Origin of the sequence: Moorena sp. SIO2C4, assembly GCF_010672485.1 — a bacterium.
GTDB lineage: Bacteria > Cyanobacteriota > Cyanobacteriia > Cyanobacteriales > Coleofasciculaceae > Moorena > Moorena producens.
The window spans coordinates 1-7,548 of record NZ_JAAHGN010000293.1 but is presented as its reverse complement, the minus strand read 5'-3'; the positions used below and the strand labels follow the sequence as shown (position 1 = coordinate 7,548).

Sequence of the window (7,548 nt, the reverse complement as noted above, 5' to 3'; positions counted from 1 at the left end):
TATTAGCTTTCTTCAACATTCAGGATGAGACTGGTACAATTCAGCTTTACCTGGATAAAAAGAGAATCACTGCTAAAATGGCAGACCTTCCCAATGCTTTCAATATTCTCAAAAAACTCACTGATACTGGAGATATTATTGGGGCAAAAGGAACCATCAAGCGCACGGAGAAAGGGGAACTATCGATCTATGTCAAGGAGTATGATATCCTGACTAAATCTTTGTTGCCTTTACCAGATAAATGGCATGGTTTGACGGATACAGAAAAGCGCTATCGTCAACGTTATGTTGACCTAATTGTTAATCCTGATGTCCGGGAAACCTTTCGTCGTCGTGCCAAAATAACTGCTTCTATTCGGCACTATTTAAACCAACAGGATTTTATTGAAATTGAAACTCCGGTACTTCAGAGTGAGGCTGGTGGTGCAGATGCGCGTCCTTTTATCACCTACCACAATACCTTACAAATGGACTTGTATCTGCGTATTGCTACCGAGTTACATCTGAAGCGACTAATTGTTGGTGGTTTTGAAAAGGTGTATGAGTTGGGGCGTGTTTTCCGCAATGAAGGAATTTCGACTCGTCACAATCCGGAATTCACCATGATTGAAATCTATCAGGCTTACGCCGATTATAATCAGATGATGGTGTTGACGGAAAATCTGATTAGTAATGCTGCTAAGGAAGTGTTAGGTACACTAACCATTAACTACCAAGGTGAAGTAATTGATCTAACTCCCCCTTGGCGTAAAGTAACGATGCAAGAGTTAGTCAAAGACCAAATTGGTTTAGATTTTGATAAGTTTACCAACATTGAGCAGGCAAAAGCAGCAGCAAAAGATGCTGGTGTGGAGGTTCCCAATGATTGCTATTCTATTGGTAAATTGCTCAATGAAGCTTTTGAGCAGAAGGTAGAAGAAACGTTAATCCAACCGACTTTCGTTCTGGATTATCCTGTGGAAATCTCTCCCCTCACTAAGCCCCATCGCTCAAAATCTGGTTTAGTAGAACGGTTTGAATTGTTTATAGTGGGAAGAGAAACAGCAAACAGTTATTCTGAGTTAACTGATCCTATAGATCAACGGCAACGACTAGAAGCTCAAGCAGCCAGGAAAGCAGCAGGAGATTTGGAAGCTCAAGATGTTGATGAAGACTTTCTCGCTGCTCTGGAGTACGGTATGCCTCCCACTGGTGGTTTAGGTATTGGTATTGACCGTTTAGTGATGCTACTCACTGATTCAGCTAGTATTCGAGATGTGATTGCTTTCCCATTGCTGAAAAGTACCAGCGCTGTGATTAAATCCTTCGACTACGATGTAGAAAAAAAAATTCTTCGGGTTCAATTCAATAATGGTAGTATCTACAAGTATCGGGATGTACCAGAGGAGATCTACAAGGGTTTAAAAGATAATCCTTCTATCGGTCAGTATTTTAATACCCATATCCGCGAAAAATATGGCTTCGACCGAGAAATTTAGTGTAAGGATTCAGCCCAAGGATCATCAGCCATAATCTAGTAACTTGCTGTTGGATTATAAGTTGAGAGGTCAGATGAAAATTTAGCTGTCCGGTAAAAGAAGCCCCACATCTCAATCCGCAAGGATGAGTGTTCAAAGTTACCGTAAGAATAAGGCAGTCTTTATGGTTGGTCGGCTATGAGACAAAGGTTAAAACTGTATGATTAAGACTGCCTTATTCTAAGGTTTCGTTTCCAGGGATGAATTTTACACAGAGTCTCCTGGGATTGGGAGACGAGCTATAAAACTTCTGACCAACTCAGATGGAGTCATACCCCTCCTGTCAGCCTCCTGCTTTAACTGCTTTTTCTCAAACTCAGTTACTCTAACTATCAATTTTTTATCTTTCATTTTTTTTGATGTTGTGGGTTGTTATTTGGCTACCCACATGCTAACCTAGTTATAGGTCGAAAAACAGGATACAAAAAATGAGACTAGCTTACCAGTACCGATTACGTCCAACGAGAGAGCAGAAAGTTGTAATAGACAATTGGTTGTCAATGCTTTGTGCTCAATACAATTACTTGTTGGCTGATCGATTTAACTGGTACGAAGCTAACCGCTGTCCCATTAATGCCTGCCCACTTGTCTGTCATCTTCCAAAATTAAGAGTTAATCCTGACTACTACAGTCAAAAGAAAAGATTACCAGGACTAAAGAAAACCCATCCTTGGTACAAGCAGGTTCACTCTCAGGTACTTCAGGATGTTGTCAAGAGGGTAAAGTTAGCTTTTGATAGGTTCATTAAAGGGGATAGTAATGGAAGACGAAGTGGTCGGCCTAGGTTCAAAAAACCACACCGTTATCGCACTTTTACTTACCCTCAAGTAAAGGAAGGGTGCCTAGATGGAGACTTAATAAATCTCCCAAAAATAGGCAGAGTAAAGGTAGTACTTCATCGCCCCATTCCTTCCGGCTTCAAGATTAAGACAGCTTCCATTACAAAAAAGTGCGATGGATACTATCTGGTCTTGTCCCTGGAAGACAAGACAGTTCCCGAAGTTAAGCCAGACATAAATCCAGATTCAATAATTGGGATTGATGTTGGTCTAAAGGATTTTTTGACAACCTCCGAAGGGGAAGCCATAGAGATTCCTCAATACTATCGGAAAGCTCAAAAGCGCTTAAAGGTTGTCCAAAAGCGGGTATCTAGAAGGAAGAAGGGAGGAAGTAATAGACTTAAGGCTATCAAACAGCTCGGGAAACAGCATAAAAAAGTAGCGGATAAACGGAAAGACTTTCATTTCAAGACCGCTAATTACTTATTGTCAAACTACGACGTAGTTGCTCACGAAAAGTTAAACGTCAAAGGGATGGCTAAATCCCGATTGGCTAAATCTGTGCTAGATGCTGGGTGGTCAAGCTTTCTGACGATACTGACGAACAAAGCCGTTCGCGTAGCGTGGCCTACGGCCTTAAATGCTGGTTTGTTGGCTGTCCCAGTAAGCGCTCAAAACACTTCACAGAATTGCTCCAATTGCGGAAAAAAAGTCCCAAAGAAGCTGCATGTAAGATGGCATGACTGTCCCCATTGTGGATGTAGTCTAGATCGCGATTCGGCGAAGCCGACGCTACGCGAACACAATGCAGCTATAAACATCAAAAACAGAGCGGAAGGGCAGTCCGTTCTTAAAGCCCAGCGCCTCCGCGCGCAATAGCCGGATTGGCTGGGAAGCCTACACTGAACCCAACGGGTCAGTGTAGGAGCTGTCACTTCTTAATGAGCGATTAGCTAACCTTGTGCAAAGCTAATCGCTTGTAGCTTAGATAGATTAAAGTGAAGCATTGACAAATAAACAAAAATATGCGTAGGTAAGGATTGATCGTGCGTTCGCGCTTTTCTAGACCAGGGCTCACTAAAGTCATCAGTCATTTATCAAAGACTTTTGAATTTTTCATTAACAATTAACAGGTAACAGTTAACAATAAAGAATTAGCAGTAAAACCTGTAGCTAGCTTGTAATGAACATACGCACTGTCTCTACTAAGCCCTTTACAGACCAAAAGCCCGGTACTTCCGGACTCCGTAAGTCGGTCACCGTTTTTCAAGAGCCCCATTACCTGGAAAACTTTATCCAGTCTATCTTTGACTCCCTAGAAGGCTGTGAAGGTCAAACCCTAGTTGTAGGGGGTGATGGTCGCTACTACAATCGGCAAGCAATTCAGACCATTCTCAAAATGGCAGCCGCCAATGGGTTAGGTCGGTTGTTAGTCGGTTGTGGTGGTATTCTGTCTACCCCAGCAGCATCTTGTGTTATTCGCAAGCATAAGGCATTAGGTGGCATTATCCTCTCGGCTAGCCACAATCCTGGGGGTCCAAAGGGTGACTTCGGTGTCAAGTATAACACCAGTAATGGTGGACCAGCACCGGAAAAGGTGACGGAAGCTATCTATGCTCGGAGTAAAGTCATTGATAGTTACAAAATCCTGGAGGCTGCGGATGTGAATCTAGACCGACCAGGTGCATTTACCCTGGGAACCTTGAGCGTTGAGGTGATTGACCCAGTTGAGCCTTATACTCAATTGATGGAGTCCCTGTTTGATTTTGACCGCATTCACCAGCTACTAACCTCTGGGAAATTCCGCATGTGTATGGACTCATTACATGCGGTAACTGGTCCCTATGCCCATGCTATTTTTGAACAACGCCTAGGGGCACCAGAAGGTACAGTACTTAATGGTATACCGTTAGAAGATTTTGGTGGTGGTCATCCTGACCCCAATTTAGTCTATGCTAAGGACTTGGTGGATATTCTCTATGGTGATAATGCACCGGACTTTGGGGCTGCTTCCGATGGGGATGGCGATCGCAATATGATCCTGGGAAGCTCGTTCTTCGTTACCCCCAGTGATAGCATCGCTGTGTTAACCGCCAATGCCCATCTGGTACCTGGTTATAGTCAAGGTTTAGCAGGGGTCGCTCGTTCCATGCCAACCAGTGCTGCTGTAGACCGAGTGGCGGCTCAGTTGGGTATTGATTGCTATGAGACCCCAACAGGTTGGAAGTTTTTTGGCAATTTATTGGATGCAGGTAAAGCCACTTTGTGCGGTGAAGAAAGTTTCGGCACTGGTTCTAACCATGTACGGGAAAAAGATGGACTTTGGGCAGTGCTATTCTGGCTCAATATCCTGGCAGTGCGGGGTGAATCAGTGGAGCAGATTGTCCGTAGCCACTGGCAAACCTATGGTCGTAATTTCTATTCCCGCCATGACTATGAAGAGGTAGATGGGGCACGAGCTCAGGAACTGATGGAGCGTCTGCGTTCAAGTGTGCCAGACCTGAAAGGACAGCAATTTGGCTCTTACCAGGTAGAGTATGGTGATGACTTTAGTTACACAGACCCAGTAGATGGGAGCGTCAGCCAGAAGCAGGGGATTCGGATTGGCTTTACTGATGGCTCTCGGATTGTATTCCGCCTATCTGGTACTGGCACAAAAGGGGCAACCCTACGCCTCTATTTAGAGAGCTATGAGCCAGATTCCACTAAGCATGACGTGGATACTCAACAAGCATTGGAACCACTGATTTCCCTTGCCCATGAGATTGCCCAGATTCGCAAGTTTACAGAGCGGGAGGTTCCCACTGTAATTACCTAAGGTTTTGATGGGTTAGTTTCCCTGTTAATGAAAGGAACATGGGTAATAGGTAATAGGTAATAGGTAATAGGTAATAGGTAATAGGTAATAGGTAATAGGTAATAGGTAATAGGTAATAGGTAATTAGGTAAGCATTCAGCGTGTCGCGTATCAGCGTGTCGCGTATCAGCCAGCCATTCCCGTAGCGTGGCCAACGGCCAAGGCTGACGGCTGACGGCTGACGGCTGACGGCACCTCAAGTAGCACCATCTGTAGCGCATATGCTTACTTGGTATAGCACTACCCATTAAGATGTTTGACATTGTCTTGATGCAAAGCGCGAGTGGGGGAAACCACGGCAGTCGCTCATGGGGGGGACCCCCAAGACCGCGCTGCCTCCCCAAGACCGTAATGGTGCGCTTACAGTCGTCGAATTAAATTCGCCACGGGTCGCACCTCTGCATCGCTTCTAAACTCCGAAACCTAGTCCTAGCTTACTTTTGACTTCTGACTTCTCACTTCTGACTTGCCCGTAGCGCTATACAACCCCGACCAGTTACCTATTACCCATTAGCCGTTACCAAAATGAGTAACTGTCTCGGTAATAGTGGATAGCCTAGATTTCAATAGCAACAGATTTTTATTCCTAGAGGTGCGACCCAAGGGCGATTTACTCGCCCTAGGAGGCGCGCACCTATAAAAATTTTCATCATTGTTTAATTTAGCTCATCTCCATAGATGGTTCTTGGATATTTCGTCAAGTCAAGAGATATCTGGCTACATTTCAACATTATTTATTGTCAATTAGTTAATTTTATGAATAATCTCAAATCACCTGCTGTTAACCCTTTTTGCCACACAGTAAATTGATTGGGGCAAAAGCTTGCTTGCACACCTCAATGACTGAATCAAAGAGGGACTGAATGAAAAAGATTATTCTTTAACCCAGATTTGGTATAACCCCTAACTGCTCTGAGGGAGGGTAAAATTACTCATTCATAATTCTTAGCTGAATGATGTTATATAATAATTAGTTTTTGCTCAGGACTAACTCAGTAAATTTTTCATAAATTTTTATGAATTTTTGATGAAAATCCCTATTTTGATAGTGACATTTACTGAAATTTATGCCATTTATACTAATGGTAGGATTTTTTTTTGTCAGTCAAAACGCAAAAAAAAAATATGAAGCCTAGAACCAAACTACTTTTTTGACTAGGTCATCTGTTAGGGGTGGAATTTGATCAGGGAATCGTTAGGGAGTCAAACTATAGAAAAGGCTTCAAAAAATCTATCCAGTTTCACTGGATAGATTTGAGGAGGGCATCTTTGAACTATTAAAGGGGGTGTTTTACCCTTACCGATGTTTCTAGAAACATGTATCTAGAAAGGTACTGTACCCTAGATACATCGATAAGCATGATTAAATTTGCCCCAAAAGTTCACATACAAAGTTCACATAAAAAGTTCACAGACTCTTATCCCATTTCAGGCCAGGGACGTTGAGTAATGCCAGTTTTGTAAGTTACACATCCCGTGAGTTACTGAATTGGGATGGAGTAATTAGAAATTTTTTGGTGCATCAGGACTGAAAAGAAAAGCCCACCAGTGTAAACACAGATAACTTTTGGGAGAAAACCATCTTATGGTTCTGATTGAAGCAGAAAGCGATCGCGTAACGCGAGTCAACTATGAGACAACCAGTGCAAACAATATTGATACCGTTGCTTCAGGCGGTCGAGCCGTCCAGATCTCAAGCTTTAATGACCCGGTTGAAGAAAACCCTGGTGTGCTTAGATTTCAATGGACAGCAGATGATGGACCGGCTGGTAAGTACGATATTAGTATTGCCTACTTTGACGAAGAGGATGGGGAATCTCCACTGACATTTAGTGTCAACGACAATGTAGTTGGTACATATGTTTATAATCTAAACTTACCTGGGATTACAGCTGAGCCAAGGAATTATGTCCCTCTGAGCGGTGGCAATCCACGTGGCCCTCGCCCTCTAAGTGCTGAGGATAATCCAAATGCCATTTTTCAGGGCGTAGACCTTGCTCCAGGGGATGAAATAGAAATCTCGGTACTGGCAGATAGCATTAATAATGATGCTAATTTCGAGCTAGGGCGACTTGATGCCATTGAAATTACCCCAGCTGAAGATATTATCCCCAGTTTGGATCTGTTCTGGCGTAATCCTGTCACTGGACAACTTGGTGTGTGGACTCTAAATGACGAAGGCACTAGCGTCGAGACGGCAGCGTTCATTAAAGATCAAAGTGGTAAGGAGGTATTGGTACCAGACGACAGTCCATTTGACGCCCGTGGTGTTGTGGATTTAGGCGATGGTAACAGGAGTCCTCTGTGGCGTAATACCGAAACCGGGGGTGTTGCGATTTGGAAGATGGAAGGCTCCGAGTTCCAGGAGGCAATAACTACTCAGGCACCAGCAGGA

The 7,548-nt window shown here is 43.6% G+C and carries 5 protein-coding genes and 1 pseudogene; 4 read left to right on the top strand and 2 right to left on the bottom strand.

The window, feature by feature from the left end; translation table 11 throughout:
- Positions 1-1,478, top strand: a 1,478-nt coding sequence (gene lysS / locus F6K20_RS16605) for a lysine--tRNA ligase (protein WP_287295346.1), incomplete at its 5' end; no start/stop codon positions are given.
- 246 nt (positions 1,479-1,724) lie between these two features.
- Here the strand turns inward: lysS and F6K20_RS40690 are convergent.
- Positions 1,725-1,868: a plasmid mobilization protein gene (locus tag F6K20_RS40690; protein ID WP_008183062.1), complete on the bottom strand. Its 144-nt coding sequence runs from the start codon at positions 1,866-1,868 to the stop codon at positions 1,725-1,727.
- 77 nt (positions 1,869-1,945) lie between these two features.
- Between F6K20_RS40690 and F6K20_RS16600 the strand changes: the two genes are divergently transcribed.
- Positions 1,946-3,175 (top strand): RNA-guided endonuclease InsQ/TnpB family protein, encoded by a 1,230-nt coding sequence (locus tag F6K20_RS16600; protein ID WP_287295344.1) that lies wholly within the window; start codon positions 1,946-1,948, stop codon positions 3,173-3,175.
- Between the two features lie 304 nt (positions 3,176-3,479).
- Positions 3,480-5,114 carry an alpha-D-glucose phosphate-specific phosphoglucomutase gene (locus F6K20_RS16595; protein WP_008183066.1) on the top strand — a complete coding sequence of 545 codons (1,635 nt, stop codon included), beginning with the start codon at positions 3,480-3,482 and terminating at the stop codon, positions 5,112-5,114.
- On the opposite strand, the gene F6K20_RS16590 is transcribed toward F6K20_RS16595, so the two are convergent.
- On the bottom strand, positions 5,111-5,374 hold the full coding sequence (locus F6K20_RS16590) for a hypothetical protein (RefSeq protein ID WP_161603153.1): 264 nt from the start codon (positions 5,372-5,374) through the stop codon (positions 5,111-5,113). The genes F6K20_RS16595 and F6K20_RS16590 overlap by 4 nt on opposite strands.
- 1,364 nt (positions 5,375-6,738) lie before the next feature.
- On the opposite strand from F6K20_RS16590, the pseudogene F6K20_RS16585 reads away from it, so the two are divergent.
- Positions 6,739-7,548 (top strand): annotated as a pseudogene (locus F6K20_RS16585) (hypothetical protein); the annotation flags it as partial.